Annotated in this window: 17 protein-coding genes; 5 read left to right on the forward strand and 12 right to left on the reverse strand. The window is 52.8% G+C overall.

Going from position 1 to position 19,538, the window contains the following annotated elements:
• Positions 1-8 precede the first annotated feature (8 nt).
• The 3 genes from GN112_RS03010 to GN112_RS03020 all read left to right on the forward strand — a co-directional run bounded on the left by GN112_RS03010 (position 9) and on the right by GN112_RS03020 (position 5,695).
• On the forward strand, positions 9-620 hold the full coding sequence (locus tag GN112_RS03010) for a pilus assembly PilX family protein (protein ID WP_155308875.1): 612 nt from the start codon (positions 9-11) through the stop codon (positions 618-620).
• Positions 620-5,257: a pilus assembly protein gene (locus tag GN112_RS03015; RefSeq protein ID WP_155308876.1), complete on the forward strand. Its 4,638-nt coding sequence runs from the start codon at positions 620-622 to the stop codon at positions 5,255-5,257. Before GN112_RS03010 ends, GN112_RS03015 begins: the two co-directional genes overlap by 1 nt.
• A gap of 72 nt (positions 5,258-5,329) precedes the next feature.
• Complete coding sequence (locus tag GN112_RS03020; protein WP_155308877.1) at positions 5,330-5,695, forward strand: hypothetical protein; 366 nt, start codon at positions 5,330-5,332, stop codon at positions 5,693-5,695.
• A 107-nt stretch (positions 5,696-5,802) separates the two neighbouring features.
• Here GN112_RS03020 and GN112_RS03025 read toward each other — a convergent pair whose 3' ends face one another.
• The 11 genes from GN112_RS03025 to GN112_RS03075 all read right to left on the reverse strand — a co-directional run bounded on the left by GN112_RS03025 (position 5,803) and on the right by GN112_RS03075 (position 15,378).
• On the reverse strand, positions 5,803-6,153 hold the full coding sequence (locus GN112_RS03025; RefSeq protein WP_155308878.1) for a DsrE family protein: 351 nt from the start codon (positions 6,151-6,153) through the stop codon (positions 5,803-5,805).
• Between the two features lie 203 nt (positions 6,154-6,356).
• Positions 6,357-7,583: an aminotransferase class I/II-fold pyridoxal phosphate-dependent enzyme gene (locus GN112_RS03030; protein ID WP_155308879.1), complete on the reverse strand. Its 1,227-nt coding sequence runs from the start codon at positions 7,581-7,583 to the stop codon at positions 6,357-6,359.
• Positions 7,583-8,155 (reverse strand): flavin reductase family protein, encoded by a 573-nt coding sequence (locus GN112_RS03035; RefSeq protein WP_155308880.1) that lies wholly within the window; start codon positions 8,153-8,155, stop codon positions 7,583-7,585. Before GN112_RS03035 ends, GN112_RS03030 begins: the two co-directional genes overlap by 1 nt.
• Positions 8,156-8,314: 159 nt before the next feature.
• Positions 8,315-9,784 carry a dynamin family protein gene (locus tag GN112_RS03040; protein WP_155308881.1) on the reverse strand — a complete coding sequence of 490 codons (1,470 nt, stop codon included), beginning with the start codon at positions 9,782-9,784 and terminating at the stop codon, positions 8,315-8,317.
• Between the two features lie 147 nt (positions 9,785-9,931).
• Entirely contained in the window at positions 9,932-10,315 is a 384-nt protein-coding gene (locus tag GN112_RS03045) for a peptidylprolyl isomerase (protein ID WP_155308882.1), read from the reverse strand.
• A 166-nt stretch (positions 10,316-10,481) separates the two neighbouring features.
• The gene (locus tag GN112_RS03050) at positions 10,482-11,222 is read right to left on the reverse strand and encodes a substrate-binding periplasmic protein (RefSeq protein ID WP_155308883.1); all 741 of its coding nucleotides are present in this window, start codon (positions 11,220-11,222) and stop codon (positions 10,482-10,484) included.
• 70 nt (positions 11,223-11,292) lie between these two features.
• Entirely contained in the window at positions 11,293-12,381 is a 1,089-nt protein-coding gene (locus GN112_RS03055) for a diguanylate cyclase (RefSeq protein WP_155308884.1), read from the reverse strand.
• 9 nt (positions 12,382-12,390) lie between these two features.
• The gene (locus tag GN112_RS03060) at positions 12,391-13,242 is read right to left on the reverse strand and encodes an SPFH domain-containing protein (protein WP_155308885.1); all 852 of its coding nucleotides are present in this window, start codon (positions 13,240-13,242) and stop codon (positions 12,391-12,393) included.
• Positions 13,243-13,314: 72 nt separating this feature from the next.
• Complete coding sequence (locus GN112_RS03065) at positions 13,315-13,539, reverse strand: NfeD family protein (protein ID WP_155314114.1); 225 nt, start codon at positions 13,537-13,539, stop codon at positions 13,315-13,317.
• Between the two features lie 42 nt (positions 13,540-13,581).
• Positions 13,582-14,913 (reverse strand): IS701 family transposase, encoded by a 1,332-nt coding sequence (locus GN112_RS03070; protein ID WP_155308529.1) that lies wholly within the window; start codon positions 14,911-14,913, stop codon positions 13,582-13,584.
• A 213-nt stretch (positions 14,914-15,126) separates the two neighbouring features.
• A complete protein-coding gene (locus GN112_RS03075; protein ID WP_155308886.1) occupies positions 15,127-15,378 on the reverse strand; it encodes an NfeD family protein in 252 nt (83 codons plus the stop codon).
• Between the two features lie 430 nt (positions 15,379-15,808).
• Between GN112_RS03075 and GN112_RS03080 the strand changes: the two genes are divergently transcribed.
• Positions 15,809-16,738: a dihydroorotate dehydrogenase gene (locus GN112_RS03080; RefSeq protein WP_155308887.1), complete on the forward strand. Its 930-nt coding sequence runs from the start codon at positions 15,809-15,811 to the stop codon at positions 16,736-16,738.
• A gap of 348 nt (positions 16,739-17,086) precedes the next feature.
• Entirely contained in the window at positions 17,087-17,725 is a 639-nt protein-coding gene (locus GN112_RS03085) for a PEP-CTERM sorting domain-containing protein (RefSeq protein WP_155308888.1), read from the forward strand.
• 89 nt (positions 17,726-17,814) lie between these two features.
• Here GN112_RS03085 and GN112_RS03090 read toward each other — a convergent pair whose 3' ends face one another.
• Complete coding sequence (locus tag GN112_RS03090; protein WP_155308889.1) at positions 17,815-19,353, reverse strand: 2-isopropylmalate synthase; 1,539 nt, start codon at positions 19,351-19,353, stop codon at positions 17,815-17,817.
• Between the last annotated feature and the right edge of the window lie 185 nt (positions 19,354-19,538).

Consider the following 19,538-nt stretch of genomic DNA (forward strand, 5'->3'; position numbering starts at 1 on the left):
AGAAGACCATGCACGATTCAATAAAAAGAATGGCGTCCGACGAAAGCGGGTCGGTGATCATTGCCGCCCTGTTGATTCTGGTCACCCTGACCATTATGGGCATATGGGCCATGAACACCACCACCGTGGAGTACGAGATTGCCACCAACGACCAGCTCCACAAGATCGCTTTCACCAATGCGGACAGCGGGGTTTACGTGGTTCCTAAGCTGATTTCCAGAACCATCAATGAGAGCACGGAACAAACCTCTACGGAACTTGATTCTTTTGGATTCAGCTTATTTGATGATGCAGATGGTGATTCAACCAATGATGATGATACAACCGATCTGTTCAATGAAATCATGGGATACGATAGCTCTGACGATGATGCGGATATCAGTTTCAGCGCCGGGAGCTATGATGACACCGTTGAAGTCGACATCGAGCGTACCGGGCAGCAGAACGTTGCCGGCGGCGGCGTTGAATTCGGTAGCGGCGCCGAGGGCATCGGGGTGGGCTCGACCGGCGGTGTCCGCATTCTCTACGCACTGGATTCCGTTGGTTCCGGGCCGCGGAACAGCCAGTCCAATGTGGCGGCCACTTATCGCAAAGTCATTGGCGTAGCAGGGGGGTTATAATGAATAGCGTAAAAAATATTATTGTTGCTATCCTGGCGGCATTAATGGTTAGCATCGCAGGGTTCACGGCCGCATCTGCCGCCGAGCCGGCCATTGCCGATTACACGTCCTATCCGCTGTTCATGTCCAGTGAAATTCCTCCCAACATTATGATCATGATGGACAACTCGGGGAGTATGAACTACCCCGCATACGGCGTGTTCACCAGCGCTGGGTCGCTTACCAGCGCTGACGGGTATGCCTGCGGCAGCGCCGATATGTCGGTTTATCAGTCTTCGGACGATGCGGAAGAGGAAGCGGACAACTCCAGTGATAATACCTACTATAATGACAGTGATTTGGACTTGGGAAATTTTTACGTCGATGCTTCCAACGTTGGTTATGGCCCGTCGGTAGTTGGATTGCGCTTTTACAATGTACAGATTCCGAAAAACGCAGTAGTCACCGAAGCCTACATTGAATTTACGGCTTATGCTAACAGTTCGACACCACAGGCGGATACAGATCTGATCATCAGCGTTGAAGACACCGACGATGCCGGGACTTACACCACAGGAACCATCGATATCTCATCCCGATCATACCTTTCCACCACTGTGGAATGGAATGACGTGGAGGCTTGGACGTCGGGTAGCACCTACCAGACCGAGGACCTGACCTCTCTCATCCAGGCAATCGTCGACCGGAATGGATGGGTGGCAGGATCCTCCATCGGCTTTAAAATTACCGGTACGGGAAAACGCGATGCAAGGGCATACGATTCCGGCTCCAGCAATGCCCCTGTGTTGCATGTGGTGTTCGATGGCTGCAAGGAGTATTACGGCTATTTTGATCCCGATTCAAACTACTCCTACGCCAATAGTATTTTTTCGAGGGATGACAGCGGCCCCTGGGATGGCAACTTCCTCAACTGGATCACCATGCGCCGGATCGACGTGGCCCGTAAGGTGCTGATGGGCGGGCTTGCCAACCCGCGCACCACGACCGGTACACAGAAGCTGACCGGTGAGAATTCCGGATCGAGCAGGTCCTATAAAAAAGAGTACGACGGCACCGGTACCAGCGGCATAACACAGTTTGCCGGGGACTATACGTATTACGTCGACGGTGGGAATTTTACTGTTTACAACAGCTCCAATGTTTCACAGGGAACTTTTTCCATTGTGGTCGAAAAAATCGCGGAAGAAGAGCCCAACGACTTTGCTGATCTGGATGGTAACGGCCTCACCACAGTGGGTGTTTTGCAACGATATGGCAATTCCGCTCGCTGGGGCAACCTCTGGTTCAACAACAACGGCGATGACGCCCAGAACAACGGTAACGGCGGCGTGATCTCCAATCCGATTGCCGATGGCGTCACCGAAAACTTTATCAACGATTTTCAGAACACCGCCGCGGACACCTGGACTCCATTGGCCGAAGCCTATTACACGGCAGTCAAGTACTTCAAACAGGAAGCGATCGACGAATCCCTCAACTATTACAATAACCCCAAAACGGTGGGGGACGACCCGTTTGACGGTTCGGCGTATTGCGCCAAGAATTTTGTTCTCCTGATTACCGATGGTGCTTCCACCAAGGATTCCAGAGTCGACGATGTTCGCGACTATGCCGACGGCATTGCGGCGGCCAACGATTTTGTCGGGCCTGAAGTTTCCGGTGACTGTAACGAGGCATATCCCTATTCCGGGTGTGAATACGCTTCAGGCGGGACAGACTACCTCAAGGACGTGGCCCTATGGGCCCGTACCCACGACATTCGTACAGACATTGAAGACACCCAGAATGTGATCCTTTATGCGGTTTACGCCTTTGGTCAGGACGAGGACGCCCGTGAATTGATCAAGCAGGCGGCCAAGAACGGGGGATTCAAGGACCGGGACAGCGATAACGCCCCAGACGGACTATACACTGACGACGCAGCGGACCGACTGGAATGGGACGAGGATGGCGACGGGCTTCCCGATACCTATTTCGAAGCCTCGGACGGTGCGAAGCTCCAATCTGCCCTTGGCAAAGCTATTCGTGGGATATTGGCCCGTTCCGCATCGGGAACCGCTGCCTCCGTGCTGGCCACCAACAGTGAGGGTGAAGGTAATCTGGTTCAGGCCTACTTCAAACCCACATTTGCAACCACACTCAAGGGTAATGACATTCCGGTCGATTCTACCTGGATGGGGTTTATGCAGTCCCTTTGGGTGGATGCCTGTGGCAACCTGAGAGAAGATTCGGATGATGACCTGACGCTTGACACGGATCCCGACGTCGTGACAAATCTGGACAAAATCGTTGAATACGAATTTGATGATGAAACCAATGAAACACGGATTATCCGTTATCTGGAGCACCCCACTTATGACGACCCCGATGATTGTGATACCACTGTCGAAGAATATTGCACGGATGAGGGGATCGATTTAGCGAGCAGTTATGAAACCGCGGACCTGGGCGAAATCATCCCGCTCTTTGAGGCAGGCAAGCAGCTTGCGATGACGGATACCGTGGATCGTAATATCTTTACCTATATCGATGACGATGACGATGGCGTGGTGGACGAAACCAGCTACGACAATTTTGACGGAGCCGGTGAGGTGATCGCCTTCACCACGGACACGGCCAACGCCACGGCGCTGACGCCCTACCTGGGGGTAATCAACGGGTCGGAGGATTATGGATTTGCCTATCTGGGCAGCGACCATGCCACACGTGTGGACACCTTGATCGAATATATTCGTGGAACCGATTATTTCGATAGTGACGGTGCGCCTTCCCTGCGCAATCGAACGGGGCAGTTTTTTACCGGTGACGAATACCGCGAAGATCCCAGCGATAACGATTCGGAATATAATAATTATGTGTGGAAACTGGGCGACATCGTCCACTCCACCCCGGTCAGCGTGGCCAAACCGCCGGATAACTACCATACGATCTATTCGGACAGTTCGTATCAGGATTACTACGACAATTTCAAAGGAAGGGAGACGGCGATCTATGTGGGTGCCAATGACGGCATGCTGCACGCATTCACTTCCGGTATTTATGACAGTTCGGCGAAGACCTATAGCGAGGTCGATGGCACCGCGCTGGGATCGGAACTGTGGGCTTACATCCCCAATGCCCTATTACCCCACCTGAAATTCTTGGCAGATCCGGATTATACCCATGTCTATTATGTGGATATGAAACCCAAGGTATTCGATGCCAAGATTCTCGACGATAATACACATTATTCAGATGGTGACTTGGATGACAACTGGGGTACGTTCCTGATCGTCGGCCTCAACCTGGGGGGCAAGCAGATCTGGACCAATGAATTCGATACGGACGACGACGGTGTCGATGATATCCGCTATTTCAATCCCACCTACATCTGCATGGACATCACCGAGCCCAGAAGCCCCGTGCTCATGTGGGAGCGAAGTTACGACGGGCTCAATCTGAGCCAGTCTTCGCCGGCCATCGTCAAGGTTGGAGACTCATGGTTTGCCGTATTCGGATCCGGCCCCACGACCTATGATGGCACGAGCACCGAAACAGGGAAGTTGTTCGTCGTGGATCTGGCCACCGGCGAGCCAATTACCAGTGGCACCGATGACTGGCTCTTTGAGCTGGGCGAGGATTACGCCTTCGTCAACTCGCCGGTCTCTCTGGACAAAAACCTAAATTACAGTGTCGATGCCATCTATTTCGGCGAAACCTACTGCGCCAGCGCCACCTGTGAAGACCCGAAGACGTTCACCGGAAAGCTGTACAAGGTGGCCGTCCCATGCAATCCCTGTGATTGGAATACAACTACGGAAGATCCAGATGCGGTCTATGACGAGGATCCGACCACATGGTATACACCAACAACGCTTTACACGTCGGATGCACCATTTACGGCACCGGCAGCACTCAGTGTGGATGATTACGACAATGCCTGGGTGTTCATCGGTACCGGGCGTTACTTGAGAGAGGCGGACAAGACCACGCAGCACCAGGAATACATAATCGGCATCAAGGATCCGTTTTATAACGAAGACTATGATGGGAACTATTACCACAATTTCGCTTCGTCAAAATCCCTGACCAGCAGCGACCTTTTCGATGCCACCGACTATTCGGTGACTACCGCCGGGTACGTTTTTACCAGCAGCGGAACTCCCTATGGCGGGTCACTCGCCACTTCCAGTTTCAGCACGCTGCTTGACGATGTGCGGGGGATGGATGGTTGGTTGAGGGAATTGGAAGTCTCGGCCGATCCTTCCGAGCGGGTCGTATCCAAAAGCTCGGTATTGGGCGGGATCGTACTCACCCCGACTTTCGTGCCCAACGCGGATGTTTGCGGATTTGGCGGAACGACCGGTTATTATGGCGTCTATTATGAAACCGGAACGGCCTACACCTCGAATGTGTTTGATTCGACTGGTGAATCCATTACCTATGATGGAAAGACATATTCTTCCGTCAATGTAAAATTGACCAGCGACAGCGTTGGCGCTCCGCCTCCGAGCGCCGGTATTCATGTGGGCAGGGAAGGCGGGACCACGGGTGCGAAAGCGTACCTGCAGTTGAGTACCGGTGAAATTCTCACCATTGACATCCAAACGGCCTTGCCCATTAAAAGCGGGCTGACCAATTGGATTGCGAATCCATGATTAATACTTGGGCCGGGTGGATTTCTTAAAGCGTTCCCCATGTTAACCAACAAATGAAACAAGGGACTTTTCATGCGCAAGAACAAGATAACATTCAATCGATACCAAATCGTGGGCCTTTTTCTCACAATCGCGCTGCTGGCCTTAAGCCCGCAGAGGCTGATCGCCGGTACCGGGGTGACAAAAACGGTCACCGTTACGATCACCCATACGACCGAGGATGATTTTACCTGTGATCAAGGTCAGTTTCGTATTACGGAAAAAACAAAACTGGTCAATTCCAAAGGAAAAGTGATACCGGTGCTTGGCTTAATTGATCTGCCTTGCCGCGCCACAGTCACTTATGACGTCTCAGATATGAAAATTCAAAATGCAATTGAAGTGAAGGTGATTGAAAGTCTGAAGAAAAAGCAGCCGAATTCTGGCGTGTCGGAGTAAAAACCGCCTTGTGAGGGTATTTGACAAGCCGGGAGGGGGACCGACAATCGGTGATCCTCCCGGCTTGCCCATGCGTGTTTTCAATCGTGGGGCGATTTGTGTCTGCCTTAAAAGTTAAACACCTTGGCCTCCGCCGCCATATCAATAAGATGCGGTCCACCGTCAAGTTGCATGTTAGAATAGAAATTGGCCTCATCCATGTTGCGGTTTTTCGCACACGGGGTGCAGATGCCGACCTTGACTTCATTTTCCACCAGGTAGGGCAGGTAGTCGGCAGGGCAGTCACCGGTGACGGTTTTATTGTTCAGATCCCGATTTTTATCGGCCCAGCTGACACCGCTATCGATAAAGAACATGTCCACGTGGTGGCCTTTTGAATGGGCGATTTTAGCGAACTGGCAGCATCGGGTGAACGCTTCGTTGTCATCTTTGCTCAGTACGAACAGAAAACTTCCCATCTTCTTCTCCTTTTCATTTTTACATTCCAGTGAATCCGCCGGCGGGCACCAAACCCGCAGCAGTGTCAATGTATAGCATTCAAGATAATGTTTTTGGGCTGCGTTATCGATCGTCGCAGTATTACAATACGGCTTCCTCCCTCTGGCCTTGCCAAAAACATTATCTTAAATACTATAAAATAGCTCTGCCGAGCCCAAGTCTTCTATTTGCTTGCCAGACCCACGGCCCGGACAACGCGTTCAATTTGCTGGATGCGCTGATCAAGGCTGCCCGTGTATCCCACGGAAAAACGGACCAGTCCGGGTGAAAGACCCATTTTGCGCTGGTCCGCTTCGCTGATTTCGGATGAGGTGCTGGATCCCGAGCAGGACATCAGCGTATCGAAGTAGCCCAAGGAGACGGCGATGTAACCGAAGTCCTCTTTGTTTTGCAGCCCGTCGAGCAGATCGTCGGCGCGCTCACGGGTTCCACAATCGATGGTGAACATGCCGCCGTAGCCAAACCCCTTGTTGATCAGGTCCGTGGCCAGCTGATGCTGAGCAAAGGATTCAAGTCCGGGATAAACGACCGGCACGCCCAGGGTCTCCAGCCGGCGGCTGATGGCCAGGGCGCGACGGGAATGTTCGCGCATGCGCATGGCCAGATGGGGCAGGCGCTGAATGATGTCATAGGCCATCCGCGGATCCATGGTCGGTCCCAGCAGCATGACCCGTCCGGTGTGCAGGTCCATGAGCTGATGAATCATGGCTTTGGTGGTGCATATGGCGCCGGCCACCAGATCGCTGGCACCGTTGATGAATTTGGTCATGGAATAGACCACCACATCGGCGCCCAGCCGGGCTGGAGAGATCATCATGGGAGTGAAGGTATTGTCCACCACCAAGGTGATTCCCCTGTGCCTGGCCAGTTTGGACAATCCCGGGATGTTACAGAATTTTAAAGTGGGGTTGCCCATGGTTTCCGTAAACAGGACCCGTGTTTTCGGAGTAATCGCCGTTTCGAAATTTTTCGGGTCAGCCGAATCCACGAACGTGGTGCTAATCCCCAGTTGTGGCAGCAGGTCCTCCATCAGCGCATGGGTGCCGCCATATATCGTGTCACTGGCAACGATGTGATCCCCGCTTCGGCAAAGCTGAAGCAGGCTGCATGAGATGGCGGACATGCCACTGGCGGTGCAAACAGCAAACTCCGTATCTTCCATGGCCGACAGATAGCGGGCCAGGATATCCACCGTGGGATTGAAATGGCGGCTGTAAAGAAAGCAGCCGCCTTCTTCAGGACCCCGAACACCGCCAAAAATTTCCGGCATGGTCTCCGGATCCATGACAGTGAACGTCGACGAGCGGGAAATGGAAGGGGTTACCCCACCATGCTCGCCGAACTCACGCCGCGTTTCACTCAGCGCCTGCTCGGGGTTGAAGTTGTTCATTATGCACCTTTATCTTTCTTTTTGCCGATGGAGAACGCTTTGCCCACAATTTCTCCCAGGCGTTGATAATAGCCACTGCCCGGTGAGTAAACCAGCGGATCGATTTTGACCGCATCGGGTTTGCCGTCGGTCAGGCAGGACTCCGTGACATGGGTCTGGATCACTTCACCCACAACAAGGGTGTGGGCGCCCAGATTCAGTGTATGGCGAAGGCGGCACTCGAGGTTGACCGGACAGTCCGCCACCAGGGGCGCATTGGCCAGATCGCCGTTGAAAAGCTCGAATACCGTTGATTTGTCCACCTTGCGCCCGGAGTAGATGCCACAAAAATCAACATCAGCCGCCATACCGGCGGCAGGTACGTTAATGGAAAACTCACCGTTAGCCAAAATCCCTTTTAAGGTATGGCGTTCCCCGCGAACGGCGACGGAAATGGCCGGCGGTTTGGATGAAGCGATACCGCACCAGGCGGCCGTCATGAAGTTTGGACGGCCGTCAACCACAGTGCCGACGAGAACGGACGGGGTAGGAAAAAGCAGGGCTTCGGGCCCCAGACAAGACTTTTTTACCATTCATTACCTCCTAATCATATGCTCAATAAAAAGACTATACCGCAGGCAGCGGCGGGAGACAAGTGGACCACCTGGGGAATTTCAAGAAAATGCGGATATGTGGCCGGACTCACCCTTTTTGGGGGGCGTCAACACAGATATGATCGATGGCGTTCGGGATCAATCCTCGATGTCGGTACCCGGAGGTGTTGCCGGTGCGGCCCAGTATGGAAACGCGGCGTTTGGATCGGTATCGTCGTCAAGCGTCATTCCGTTGAGTTCCTTCAGAGCCTCACGGATTTCGCGGGAGCCTTTATCATGGATCTCTTTGACCATTGCGTATTCGCCCACGACCTGAGTCAGACTATAGTTGCCACCGCTGTTTTTCAGATTGACATAGAGCAGGTCACGGATCGATGCCCAACTGTCCCGGCGGGTCTGGTTCGGCAGGGGGGTCAGCAGGTCGAGTTGCCGCAGCCATCTTTTTAGAAATCGTGCGGAAAGGTATTTCTGAACCACTGCGAGCCAGCCAATTAAAAGCAACGTACTGAGCAGCCCGGCACCGGTGATCTGGAGCACCGGATCGAGTCCGCCAAATGGCGTGAAGCTGATCAGAGCGACCCAGGCCGCCGCACCGCCGACCAAGGACCCGGCCAGCGCACTGAAAAAGGATTTTGCCCGGAATTGGCGTATTTTTTTACGGAAGCTGATCATGCCTTCAAGAAAATGGCATAATCGTTCGCCATGGGTTTCCACGAATGAGGCCAGGTTGTCCAACCGGTGGCAGGGGGCCTGGAGAACCGCTTTTTTTAACTCTTCGCGCTGGTTTTCCAGGTATTGCAGGTAACCCGTCTGGGGATCATCGGATCGTCCGCTTTTTTGTGCCGCTGCGGTGGAATAGGTCAGGTGGATCATGGGGATGTCCTTGCGGCCGGTAATCTGTGAGAGGTTCCAGCACAAGGTTCCGTAGACCCGCAGAAGATCCGTCATCGACGCGCATTCATCGATGCGGTTGAGAACGTACAACACCCGATCTTCAAAGGTTTTGGCCGGCAAGGTATCACGAAGACTGGTGTGTGCTTCGCGAACCGTTCCGGCCTTGTGGGGATCGAACAGCACCAGAACCAGATCGGCTATTTGAGCCAGGTCACCGATGACATCCTGGTAATTGTAGCCCCGATCCCGTTCGGTGATGCTGTCGAGCATGCCGGGGGTATCGATGATGGCCAGATTCTTCAGAAAGGGTGAATTGACTTTTTTCAGTTTGAAATGGGAAGCAAACCGGAGCCCGTGTCTTTTTAGGGTTTCGAACGGATATTCAGGATCGTTGAGCAGAAACTTGCCATCGCGCTGATCGGTAACCTGAATCGGAGAGTCGGCCGGTTCGTTTTCATCAAAAGTGATAATGGTAAAGGAGTCATCGGTGGGCGCCTGGCCGGTGCCCTGGATTTCTACCCCCAGAAATTCATTGATCAGTGTGGACTTTCCCGAGGAATAGTTGCCCAGAACCAGAACCTGCGGGCGCCATTTGATATTGGTCTCGAGGGGAACTTCGCTGTAGCCATAACGCATGGCCACCGGCGTGAGCTGCTCGGAGACGATCTCCAGCAGTTCGGTACGAAGCGCGGTGATATAGTTTTCGCGATACATGAAGGTCTCCGGCCGGCCGGTGCAATGGGTGTCGTGAATTAGCTTTATCAGAAACGCAAGTAGGTATAAGGGTTTCCTGTAAACAAATCAAGCTTATAACGCTGCACGGACATCACTTCGATCCAGTTCCGCCAGAGCCTGGTATGCCTAATGGGCCCCACATCCGCACCCGCAGTCACTGCAACTGCTGCCGCCGGCCATGGCCTTGACCACTTCCCGATCAGCAGGCCGTGAAATATCGGTAACGGTAATTTCAAGAGTGCGTGGTGCCAGAATGCCGGTCTGCTCACCGATCGGCAGTTCCAGGTGACCGAGGGTTTCGCAATGCGCCGTAGCGGGGATTTCCATGTGGATCCGGTCGCCAATGGATTTTCCGAAAAGGGCCTTCTCAAAGGGTGTAATGCCTTCCAAACCCACGCCGTAGATAAACGTGAACGGTGTACCGACAACATCGTGGTGTTCCGCATCGGCGGTTTTTATATTCAGACGGACTTTCATCAGGTTCTCAATTCTGACGGGTGTGCTTTGCATATGCGATCCTCCTTTTCGTTGCTATTTAATGACGTCGTCCTGTCAACCGCTGTGGCGATGGTCCGAACCGGGGCAGCCAGGGACTCTTGGTATGCGTGTCGATTCAATGGCGGTTGTGGAGGTTAAAATAAGCGATGAATGGAATAGATCAACAACCTTTGCAAAGCTATCTGTATTTTTCACAGATGGTTTCGATTGTGCCTTCTGATCTGAGGTGCTCGAGTGCCTTTTTTAGGCGTTCAACATATTTTTCCGAACTTCCCTTACCGAAAGCCATATAAGCTTCGTTTTCGAATAAATGAAGCACCTTTTGCGTTTCGGTCATGGAGAACCCCACTTTTTGGGCTTCATAACTGACGACCATGGGATTATCCGCTATCAGATCAATCCGTTCCTTAAACAGCAGTTCGACACTTTTCCGATTTGAACCAAATATCCTGAGTTGTTGATTGTCCACGAAGCCGTGAGATAACAAGTGCTGATGCATTGCCGCGCCCCGGAGAACCCCGATGGTATATTTTCTGGCATCATCCAGTGAGGTGATGGTGATATCTGTTCGTTTCTTTAGTTTGTACAGGGATATTTCGGCATTGAATACCGGCGCCACCCATATGAAATTATTTTCCCGCTCTTTGATTCTCATAAGGGGGTAGATCAAAACGTCCTTCTGATCCGCGGCTGTCACGATTGCCCGTTTCCACGGGTAGAGATAAAATTTCGCTGAAAGTCCGGCCCGGTCCAAAACAGCCGTGACAATTTCCGTACTCAACCCGGTAAGCTTGCCGTTCTCCTCATATGCATAAGGCGCCCAGATGGTAGTGAGCACGGTAATGTCATGGGCGGCTGCCAAATTTGAAAATATACTGAAAATACTAAAAAAGAGTACGATTCGAACCAATAATTTCATGGCAATGAAATTTATCGGAGGGAAATCCGTATGTCAAATAATAACAGTGCAATCAACAAAAAACAATTTTTTACTCAGAGACAACCCGGTTCTTGCCATTGGTTTTCGCCTCGTAGAGACATTGGTCGGTGCGGTCGATAAGGCTTGTTACGGTATCCCCTTTCCGGTAGCAACCGACGCCAATGCTGACGGTAACCGACAGCACATCAGTGGACGGCGTGTCATCGGCGGCGTATCTGCCCGCGGCGATGGTTTGGCACAGCTGTTTTGCTTTTTTGGTGGCATGGCGCAGGGATGCACCCGGAAGAACCAGGGTGAACTCTTCTCCGCCGTAACGGCCGAGGAAATCGTCTTTTCGGATAACACTTTTGCATTTCTCGGCAAAGGCAAGCAGCATCCGGTCACCGACGGTATGACCATAGGTATCGTTCAACTGCTTGAAATCGTCCAGATCCATCATCAGCAGGGAGAAGGGCGTCCGGCTAACACAATTGCGATCGACCAGTCCCGCCAAATAATGGTCCAATGCCTTGCGGTTGTTGACGCCGGTCAAAGCGTCGGTATTGGCCGAATGCCGGGCGCGACTGAGTTCTTGTTTCAGGACTTCCACCTGACTGGAAAGCGCCTCCAAGGCTTTTTGATCCTGGTTTTCCTTTTGTCTGACCATTTCCCGCAGTTTGTCGACTTCGCGGATCATTTCGTTTTTTATGCGTTTGATATCGTCCAGTCGGGTGATTGCGTCGAACCGCTCACCCTGGGAACGAATGGAGGTATAAAAATCGCGGTTTCCATCGTCCAGTCCGGTCATGGCCGCCGTCATCAGGTCGATGATCTCTCTAAATTCGGTTTCGCGCTCTGCCAGATATGTTTTCTGCCGCTGGATATGATCCAGGATTTTGGTTTTATCTCGCTCGAGGTGGGTGGCGATGGTCCGGGTTTTTTCCTCTGACTGAAAGCGTGCCTGAAGCCGTTGCAAAACGTGTTTGAACGCTTCGGCATCGATTTCGGTGATATCCAGGGTATATTCGCGCAAACAGAAAAAGAGAATCTGGATGCTGTCCAAGAAGAGATCCATTCGCTTCCGGGCAGCGTCGATCGTCCTGTTTAGTTCAACTGGATCCGGATCGGTGGCGGATGGTTTGCCAAGGCGTATCATCATTCCAGACCCTTATTTGCTTCCGCCCAGAATCCCACGAATGGCCGCGGGAATCTCTGCCGGCATCATGACCACTTTGGCATTTTGGGAGGTGGCCAGGGCTTTGAGTGACTCCACATATTTTTCACCGATCAAATACATGACCGGGATTTCGTTTTCCCCGATGGCTTCGGTGACTTTCTGAATGGCCCGCTGGCTCGCTTCGGCCAGAACAACCTTGGCCTGACCGTCCCGTTTGGATGCTTCCAGGCGACCTTCGGCCTCAAGAATGGCGGCGGCCTTTTCCCCATCCGCCCGGGTGACCGTTGCCCGCCGTTGACGCTCGGCGGCCGCCTGTTCCTCCATGGCCGCCTGCATGGTTGGGGAAGGGTTGATGTCCTGGATTTCAACGGTCTTCATGGTAATGCCCCAGTCGGCGATATCATCGGAAATGGCGGTTTTGAGTTTGGCCTTGATCTGATCCCGAGAGGAGAGCGCGTCGTCAAGGTCCATTTCACCGACAATGGAGCGCAGTGATGTCTGCACCAGATTCTGGATGGCGATCTGGTAATTTTCCACGCCGTAAACGGCTTTTTCCGGCGAGATGATATTGATGTAGGCCACGGCGTTGGCAATGATCACCGCATTGTCGCGGGTGATCACCTCCTGGGATGGAATGTCCAGAACAATATCCTTGGTGGTCACCTTATGGGCTACCGTATCGATATACGGGATGATGATGTTGAGGCCCGGACCAAGGGTTTTGTGAAATTTGCCCAGCCGCTGAACCACATGCTTGCTGCCCTGGGGAACGATGCGGACCCCCAGTACGAGGGTAACGATGACAAGCACGACAAAGATAAGAGCGATGATCAGGGTTTCCATATTTCCTCCATGATATAAGATATTGGTTGACGGAGAATCGTTTTTCAATGCCCATCGACGGATGGGCACGGGCTATCGCTTCCGGACCACCAGTGTATTGCCGGAAATATCGACAACACTGACCCGGTCGCCCACGCCGACCGTCGTATCGCAAATAAACGGCCACTCTTCGGCGCCGAGCAGCGGCGTGGTAAAACGGACCATGCCCCGGCTTCCCTGTCCCGGCTGGCGAATCACCTGGCCGGTTTCACCGATCGCGGCTTCACGGGAAATCCCGGCTTTTGTCCGGTCGGTCATTTTCGGCCGGATGTATTTGAACCTAAAGTTTCCTAAATTCAATCAAGCCGCCATGCGCAGCAGTACGTCCACGAGAGAATTAAAGACGGATTTGCGTGGCACCGGGAAGAGCCTACCAAAATCCTTGTCCATCGCGGCCTTTGTAACGGATCGGCGGACATCCGAAAAGGCAAAATGACGGCGGCCGCCGACGGCATGCCGGCGAGATGGCGTTTTCTCGACCCGGCTGGCGTAAATCCAGGCGACGGTGGTCGCCAGCATGCAAAAGTGCAGATGGTTGCTGACGGCCTGCGGATGACGGCTTTGCGTGTCAGCGCTGCCGATGTCGTTTTTCAATTCCTTGAATAAGGCTTCGATCTTCCAGCGGGCCCCATAGTATTCGATAATCTGCTCAGCCGAAAGGGACAGGTCGGTGGAATAAAGTGCCACCCACTGTGTCTTACGATAGACCCAGACCACCTTGACCGCACATCGGATGGTCTTGAGCATCACCACGCGTTCATAGGCTACGATGTTCCGGTTGCGGCCATACAGGTTGACGATGTATTCTTTTGCCAGCGATTTGAATCGAACGGCCAACGCTGCCGCATTCCCCAGCTTGCGGCCATATTTACGCGGGCGGCCTTGTCGTCCGGTCGGAGGTGGCGGCAGTTCAAATATTGTGCTGTTGGATCGAAGCCTGGAAATCATATCCACCCATATGCCCAACTGTTTTTTCAATGGCTTCCACAGGCCGCCATTGCCGAACCATGAGTCGGTGATGATGACAATCCGTTTTCTGGGAAACACCGCGGCAATCTCACCGATCATGTCGACCGCCATGGCAAGCTTGCTCTTGAATGTCACTTCCGGTCCATTGCTGTCACGGTTCATTCGTTCGATGGTTTTCTTCAGGAGGTAGAAACGATAACTCAGCGGCAGACAGGCCCAACGTCCCTTGATCATCTTCAACAACCCCACAGCAACGATGTTCTGGGCCCACGGATACCTGGACTGGTTTTGCTTGGCAGCATGATCGAAAACCTTGTCGCAGGCGAAAATCTTCTTGCCTGTCTTGGCGTTGATACTGTCATCCAGAGCCAGCATTAACCGCCCACCGGTCGTTGGCAGCGGAATCAATTTCCACAGCGTGGGCCATAACCGTTGCCATGGAATCCGTGGGGATGCCATGAAGGTATAGAACTTTTTACGACTGATCCCGGAAAAGCCGAACACCGTCTTCAAGCACCGTAGAATGTTTGAGGTCCTCGATGAGGCGAAAGGAACAATGATCGCCACGATCGTGTATACGAACCATATTCCCCGTTCCTGACCTTTACTGGACTGAGCAAATTCGTTTTTGAGTTTTTCAAGGATGTCGTGTAGGATAAGCATGCGAGGCCTCCGGTTGGGTTGTTTGTTTGTGGAAGAAGAAACATACCACAACCGAGCCTCGCAATCAACATTAACATACTGTATTAACTAAATATTTGATCATATTGCCAAAAATCGGTCCCGATATCTGTAATGATTTCAATAGGTTACAGGCGACCGCCATTTTGCTAACCATCTGTTATTACAGGAAATATTAATATTCTTCAGTAGTACTCACCCCGCCGGGCTGCTTTCAAAAAGGGGAAACTTTAGTTTGAACCATAGAAAGGTAAAGCCACAGGATGCGATGGCCCAGACAAACAGTTGCGAGGAAAAGCTCAGTCCCTTGGCCATCAGCATCAAACCGGAAACCAGGATGGCACCCAGGCCGAACCAGAAAATGGTGAAGCTGGGGATGAAGATCTCCACCATGATCAAAATCATTCCGAACACCAGCCAGTGCCAGTATTCAACGTTTACATGCATATCATTCTCCTTGGCTTCAACAGCATATCGGTAGTTTTTGGCAGAGAAAAAGCAAAATTTCCAATTTGGTGGGGCAGGTGGGGCAATTTTGAATCATTAGCACAAAACCGCAGACGCTGGAAGCAGCCCCATTCGGTTGTTAGCGCCAGGGTAACCGCATTTGGACGGTTTTCTGTTTTTCGCGGCCAAGGACCGCTCCTACACGTTCTTACGATATGGCTGTTTAATGGGTTGCGTTGTAAGAGCTGGCCATGCCTGCGACAACGGTTTTCCATAGAGGTTGCCAAATGCGGTTACCCTGGCGTTAGCGCAACTGCGGGTTGATCAAACATCCGGACTCGTCTATAGTTTTCAAGGCGCGGATCAACACCAATCTGCGCACATTGAAAACCGAACCCGATACAGCTAACCAGAAAGTCCATTAACGCCCATGAACACACCCGATCTGACTGTCGACATCGGCAACCTCGTGCTCGAAAATCCGGTCATGACCGCTTCGGGAACCTTTGGCTATGCCCGCGAATTCGAGCCCTACATTGACCTGAACCGCCTTGGCGGAATCATTGTCAAAGGGCTCTCCCTGACGCCCGCCAAGGGCAATCCGCCGCCGCGGATTGTGGAGACGGAGTGCGGCATGCTCAACGCCATCGGCCTTGAAAATGTGGGAATCGATGCGTTTGTGCGTGACAAGCTGCCCTTTCTGCAGAGCCTGCGGCCGCCCGTTATCGCCAATATCTATGGCAAGACCATTGATGAATACGCCCGTCTGGCCGAACGCCTCGAGTCGGCAACAGCCGTGAAAGGGGTGGAAGTCAACATCTCCTGTCCCAACGTGAAGGAGGGTGGGGTGGTTTTCGGTTCGGATCCCAGGATCGCTGCCGAGGTGGTCGCCGCGGTTCGCCGGAAAACCAGCAAACACCTGATGGTCAAGCTCTCCCCCAATGTCACCGACATCGCCGTGATGGCGCGGGCGGCCGAAGACGCGGGTGCCGATTCCCTCTCGGTGATCAACACCATCACCGGCATGGCCGTGGATCTTTCCACCCGACGACCGAAACTGGCCAACATTACCGGCGGGCTTTCCGGGCCGGCGATCAAGCCCATTGCCTTGCGCATGGTCTGGCAGGTGGCCCAGGCAGTAAAGATACCCATCGTCGGCGTGGGCGGTATCATGAACGCCACCGATGCGCTGGAGTTCCTGATGGTCGGCGCCACGGCGGTTCAGGTGGGTACGGCCAATTTCGTCAATCCCACGAGTACCATGGAAATCATTTACGGCATGGCCGCCTGGCTGAGGCAGGAAGGCATTGATGACGTCAAAAAGCTGATTGGCAGCCTGGTTACCGGGGTGTTGGGCTAAAGCAGTATAGATGCAAGCCCATCAGACTCTCCTTTCTCTCCAAAACTGTTGAAATCTCAAAGCGGTCGTGCAGTGGCAGTATAATTCGGCGATCCTGAATGTGAAAAATCTTACATACTTTCCCAATAAGTATCCTTTTTATTCCTCATCTTTCTGTCCGTATCGGGTAAGTCCTCTTCGTTAAACTTTCCAAATAAAGTCGCTGTGCTTGCGCAACATTTTGTTTTTTATTGGCAAAGAGATAAATATGAATTTTTATTATTGTTGGTGTGCAATTTGCTGTATCTATCGCTGATATAGAGGAATAGAGCGATTTTAAGATAAAAATTCATAAATTGGGAGGAACAAATGAGAAAATTAGGCGTAGCTGTACTTATATCTATTTTTTTATTATGCCCTGTTGTTGCGTCCGCTAATTCGATCACTACTGACCAATGTTTAGGAACGGTGACCTTGGTTCTTTCGGTAAACGCTGCTGAAACTGAAAAGGTTGTTCTCGACGATGATTCTGTTCACAACTACTATACAGATTACGAAGCGTTTGCTAATGGAAGTGATACCCCCGTGGAAATCTTCTGCGTTGAAGATGAAGCCGCCCATTTGGGTCCGAAGATTGAATACTCTTTATACACACTGGCCTCTGATGATTATACCAACAAAGTGGTTGCTTGGATCGCGGAAGAGTATTGGGAGAGTGAACAGAAGACGTTAGCCCAATTGGCCATCTGGTGGTATTTAGAGGTAATCGAAAACGTTGATGATATGCTTTTGGTGGAAGACATATATGATATTTTAGCTGCTGCTGAATATGCTGCCCTTGATCCATCCAATGATTATACAAACAATTGGTTTCTGGCAACATTGGGCGGGGAACAGGACTACCTTATCCGCGCAACGGCCCCCGTTCCCGAACCCGCCACCATGCTGCTCCTGGGCACCGGGCTCGTCGGCCTGGCCGGAGCCAGCCGGAAGAAATTCAAGAAATAGACAAAACCCTCCTGAAACGGTTTGTCTAAAAAAAGGCGGACATCGTGCAAACGATGCCCGCCTTTTTCATTCCCGTGATGATCCAGAAACTACAAGGTCTGCGACGCCTTCAACGGATGCGCCTTCAGGTATTCCAGCCGATTCAACCCGTTGATATAGGCTTTGGCGCTGGCCGTGATGATGTCCGGATCGGAACCGCGGCCCAGGGCTACCAGGCCGTTTTCCCGCAGGCGCACGGTCACCTCGCCCTGGGCATCGGTACCGCCGGTCAGGGCACTGACCGTGAAGCGCAGCAGTTCGGCGCTGGCACCCGTCAACTGGGCAATCGTGTTGAAAGCCGAATCAATGGGACCGTTGCCGTAGTTGGCGCCCTTTACGGAGCGGCCGTTGATGGCCAGTTTGACACTGGCCATGGGCATGACGGTGGTGCCGCAGGTCACATGCAGGTATTCCAGGGAGAAGACTTCCGCCGTTCGCAGCACGCCTTCGGTAACCAGGGCTTCCAGGTCCTCGTCCATAACATGTTTTTTCTTGTCGGCCAAATTCTTGAACTGCTTGAAGACGATCTTCAGTTCTTCTTCGGACAGATCGTATCCCAGCCCCTTCAGATGGGTGTGCAGGGCATGGCGGCCGGAATGCTTGCCCAGAACCAACTGGTTGCGGCTCAGACCGATGGTTTCAGGTTTCATGATTTCGTAGGTCATGGGGTTCTTCAATACCCCGTCCTGATGAATGCCGGCCTCGTGGGCAAAAGCGTTGGCGCCCACGATGGCCTTATTGGGCTGGACCATGATACCGGTGATCATGCTCACCAGGCGGCTGGTCGGGTATAGGTGCGCCGTTTGAATGCCGGTTTCGAAGGGCATGAGATTCTGGCGCGTCTGCAGCGCCATGACCACCTCTTCCATGCTGGTGTTGCCGGCCCGCTCGCCGATGCCGTTGATGGTCACCTCGGCCTGCCGGGCACCGACCTGGATGGCGGCGATCGTATTGGCCGTGGCCAGTCCCAGGTCGTTGTGGCAGTGAACGCTGAGTGTCGCCTTGTGCATATTGGGCGTGTTGGCCATCACGTATTTCACCAGTTCGGCAAACTCGTCGGGAATGGCGTATCCCACCGTGTCGGGCAGGTTGACCGTGGTGGCGCCGGCCTCGATGGCCGCCCCGAACACCTGGCACAGGTAATCGCGGTCGCTACGCGAACCGTCCTCGGCCGAGAACTCCACGTTGTCGGTGAGGGATTTGGCGTATTTAACGGCATCAACGGCCGCGTTCAGCACTTCTTCACGGTTCATTTTGAGTTTGTATTTCAAGTGCAGGTCCGAGGTCGCGATGAACGTGTGGATGCGCGGTTTTGCAGCATGCCGGACGGCGCCCCATGCCAGGTCGATGTCTTGCTTGCTGGTTCGCGCCAGGCCGGCGATTTCACTGTTTTTTACTCGTTTGGCAATTTCCGAAACCGCTTCAAAGTCGCCTTCGGACGCTGCGGGAAAACCCGCTTCGATAATGTCCACACCCAGTTTTTCCAACTGCACGGCTAGCCGCATCTTCTCATTGGTGTTCATGCTGGCGCCGGGGCTCTGCTCACCGTCCCGCAAAGTGGTGTCAAATATTTTTACTCGCTCGGGCATTGCTTTTCTCCTTCATGGGGCATGTCTGTTTGCGTGGTTGATTACTGACAACCTATTCTGCCGATCATAAAAGTTTGTCAGACAATGCCGAGCATGGGCCGCGGGATATGCATGCTGGCGAATCCCGCGGCGTTGGTACCTTCCTTGATAAATTGCATTGTATGTTGAGTCCTTGATCGAATCGG

Source organism: Desulfosarcina ovata subsp. ovata, from assembly GCF_009689005.1.
GTDB classification, from domain to species: domain Bacteria; phylum Desulfobacterota; class Desulfobacteria; order Desulfobacterales; family Desulfosarcinaceae; genus Desulfosarcina; species Desulfosarcina ovata.

Bases quoted from the DNA above. Each gene is read 5' to 3' on its own strand.
- GN112_RS03060 (WP_155308885.1), bottom strand. From the start codon at position 13,242: ATGGAAACCCTGATCATCGCTCTTATCTTTGTCGTGCTTGTCATCGTT.
- GN112_RS03010 (WP_155308875.1), top strand. From the start codon at position 9: ATGCACGATTCAATAAAAAGAATGGCGTCCGACGAAAGCGGGTCGGTG.
- GN112_RS03025 (WP_155308878.1), bottom strand. From the start codon at position 6,153: ATGGGAAGTTTTCTGTTCGTACTGAGCAAAGATGACAACGAAGCGTTC.
- GN112_RS03030 (WP_155308879.1), bottom strand. From the start codon at position 7,583: ATGAACAACTTCAACCCCGAGCAGGCGCTGAGTGAAACGCGGCGTGAG.
- GN112_RS03040 (WP_155308881.1), bottom strand. From the start codon at position 9,784: ATGTATCGCGAAAACTATATCACCGCGCTTCGTACCGAACTGCTGGAG.
- GN112_RS03055 (WP_155308884.1), bottom strand. From the start codon at position 12,381: ATGATGATACGCCTTGGCAAACCATCCGCCACCGATCCGGATCCAGTT.
- GN112_RS03070 (WP_155308529.1), bottom strand. From the start codon at position 14,913: ATGCTTATCCTACACGACATCCTTGAAAAACTCAAAAACGAATTTGCT.
- GN112_RS03035 (WP_155308880.1), bottom strand. From the start codon at position 8,155: ATGGTAAAAAAGTCTTGTCTGGGGCCCGAAGCCCTGCTTTTTCCTACC.
- GN112_RS03065 (WP_155314114.1), bottom strand. From the start codon at position 13,539: ATGACCGACCGGACAAAAGCCGGGATTTCCCGTGAAGCCGCGATCGGT.
- GN112_RS03020 (WP_155308877.1), top strand. From the start codon at position 5,330: ATGCGCAAGAACAAGATAACATTCAATCGATACCAAATCGTGGGCCTT.
- GN112_RS03045 (WP_155308882.1), bottom strand. From the start codon at position 10,315: ATGCAAAGCACACCCGTCAGAATTGAGAACCTGATGAAAGTCCGTCTG.
- GN112_RS03015 (WP_155308876.1), top strand. From the start codon at position 620: ATGAATAGCGTAAAAAATATTATTGTTGCTATCCTGGCGGCATTAATG.
- GN112_RS03050 (WP_155308883.1), bottom strand. From the start codon at position 11,222: ATGAAATTATTGGTTCGAATCGTACTCTTTTTTAGTATTTTCAGTATA.
- GN112_RS03090 (WP_155308889.1), bottom strand. From the start codon at position 19,353: ATGCCCGAGCGAGTAAAAATATTTGACACCACTTTGCGGGACGGTGAG.
- GN112_RS03085 (WP_155308888.1), top strand. From the start codon at position 17,087: ATGAGAAAATTAGGCGTAGCTGTACTTATATCTATTTTTTTATTATGC.
- GN112_RS03080 (WP_155308887.1), top strand. From the start codon at position 15,809: ATGAACACACCCGATCTGACTGTCGACATCGGCAACCTCGTGCTCGAA.
- GN112_RS03075 (WP_155308886.1), bottom strand. From the start codon at position 15,378: ATGCATGTAAACGTTGAATACTGGCACTGGCTGGTGTTCGGAATGATT.